The organism is Synechococcus sp. B60.1 (assembly GCF_047462555.1).
In the GTDB taxonomy this organism is placed as follows: Bacteria; Cyanobacteriota; Cyanobacteriia; order Thermostichales; family Thermostichaceae; genus Thermostichus.
Genome location: NZ_JANSJN010000186.1, coordinates 1 through 2,044 on the forward strand (window position 1 = coordinate 1; position 2,044 = coordinate 2,044).

Sequence of the window (2,044 nt, forward strand, 5' to 3'; positions counted from 1 at the left end):
TATTTTGTGTATAAGAGACAGGTACTCTATCATTCGCTCCCTTGAAAGCACAGCAGCGGCCTGTTGTCGAGAACAGCGCCAACATTCACCCGTAAACTACCCGGCTCCGACCGCTAAGCGGTACGGAGCGGGCTTCTAGTAGCCCTGCAGTTGGTAGTTGCCAATTGCCAACTCAAAGCGTTCCCGCCCCTCGACGTTGGTCAGCGACACCGTCCAGTCTTTTTGCCGAAAAGAAAAGGTGCGAGCGTCAAAGGACTCCGTCCCGCTAGCGCGAAAGGTCACAAAGCCGCCCTTGAAGGCTTTGACCGGACGATTCTTTTGCCGGGCAACCTTGCGCGAGCCTGCAACCCGCCTGCACACCTGTTGTGCCAGGTTGCTGGATAGCCCGAAGCGGGTACGGATCTCGCGGTAGCAGAGAGATTGGAGCTTAACGGCGTTGACTATCTTCTCCGGTGTGTTCTCATTCACCCAGTTCAAGGCTTGTGCAAAAGCGTCTAGCGTCGCATCCAGCTTGGCGGCTTGCGACACAGACACCTTGAGCTTGCAGGAGATGGTCAGGGCTTGGGTCATGCTCCCATTCTATCTCATCAGATGCTACATTGTTGTCTGGCTTCTTGCATTCCTCCGGACGCGAGGACTCCGTCCCGCTTCGCGAACGGCTACGCCAGAGCGCGGGGCTCCTGCGGTTTCTAGCTGAAAAGGGGTATCCAAATCCAGGTCAGGAACGTACAGGCTTTAGGCGTCCAAGAACGGTTTGCCGGCACCCAACTATGCGGATCACTTGCTACCCCGATAACCTCACCTTTGAGGCCAATCCCCTGCTCACGATCTTGGAAAACCTACTGCAGGCCGGGGTGCGCCATGTCCATGCCTGTGGCGGCAATGCCGCCTGCTCCACCTGCCGGATCATGATTTTGGAGGGCAGCCAAAATTGCCGTAGCATGACCCCTGCTGAGAAGAAGTTGGCCGAACGGCTGGATCTCCCCGTGCATATCCGCCTTGCCTGTCAAACCCGCATCACCGGGGATGTGACGCTGCAGCGGCTGGTGCTCGATAGGGCAGATGTGGAGGTGGCCCAGCATCAACTGCAGGCTCAGTCCATCGGCGAGCAGACCACCGCCGCCATTCTCTGCGCTTCGCTGTGGGGGACGGCCAATTTCGACGAGGAGAACTTTCCCTACGATGTTGTTTACACTTTGGGTCGCCACTTCGTCCAAATGGAGTCGGTGGTACAGCGATACCAAGGAGTGTTGGCCAACCAAAGCGGGCTGAGAAGTCTGGCCCTGTTTGGCTTGGGACAACCCGAACGGGCAGTACGGCAGGCTCTGCAGGCGGGGTTGGCGCTTTTGCAATCGGTGGCGGAGCTGAACAGGTTTCTGCGACAGCTCACTTACCCAGAGGTCCGGCTTACCCTCGGGATCCACCATGGCCCAGTGATCCTACTCCACATCGACCCACAAGAGCCGCGGCGAGTTTCAGCCTTTGGCAAGGCAGTGAGTTTTGCCACCTGGCTGGGATCCCTTGCTGAACCCCTCGATCCCCCCAAAAAGCCCCAGGAGAGGCCGAACTCGCGGCTGTTGATCTCGGCACCTGTGTATCGAGCAGCGCAGGACTTGTTCTTGCAGGTGGAGCCCCTTGCTCTGAAGCCTTCCCCTGAGGCCAAGCCGATTCAGGTCTTTAGGGTGCTGCCTGGTCAGGTCAAGTTGCCTGTTGATGAAGAGCCAACTCCGCAGGCCGTGACGCCCCAACCCACCGGCTGGCTAGAGGCGCTGCAGGAATGGCTGCGGGCCTGGTCGCGCTTCTGAGGGATCCCCTAGAATCCAGCACCGACCTGCTAGAGCTGCTGCACCTGGGCCTGCAGGTAGGGGATCCCCACCCGGTGGCAATAGTCGCCGAAGCGCTCTTGGGGGTGGCGCTCCTGCTTGTAGACCTGCAGAAGAATTCTCATCAGCGGCACGATCTGGCTGATGTGCACCCGATCCTGAAACGGCTGGGCCAGGCGATCCCCTTGCGGGCTGGCCCCCAGCCAGATTTGGTAGTAGCC

The 2,044-nt window shown here is 59.1% G+C and carries 1 protein-coding gene and 2 pseudogenes; 1 reads left to right on the forward strand and 2 read right to left on the reverse strand.

The features are described from left to right. Positions 1 to 150 precede the first annotated feature (150 nt). A pseudogene (locus tag NW863_RS12860) lies at positions 151 to 570 on the reverse strand (RNA-guided endonuclease TnpB family protein); the annotation flags it as partial. A gap of 200 nt (positions 571 to 770) precedes the next feature. Here NW863_RS12860 and NW863_RS12865 point away from each other — a divergent pair. Next, the gene (locus tag NW863_RS12865; protein ID WP_414366836.1) at positions 771 to 1,805 is read left to right on the forward strand and encodes a 2Fe-2S iron-sulfur cluster-binding protein; all 1,035 of its coding nucleotides are present in this window, start codon (positions 771 to 773) and stop codon (positions 1,803 to 1,805) included. Positions 1,806 to 1,834: 29 nt separating this feature from the next. On the opposite strand, the pseudogene NW863_RS12870 reads toward NW863_RS12865, so the two are convergent. Next, a pseudogene (locus NW863_RS12870) lies at positions 1,835 to 2,044 on the reverse strand (sulfite reductase, ferredoxin dependent); the annotation flags it as partial.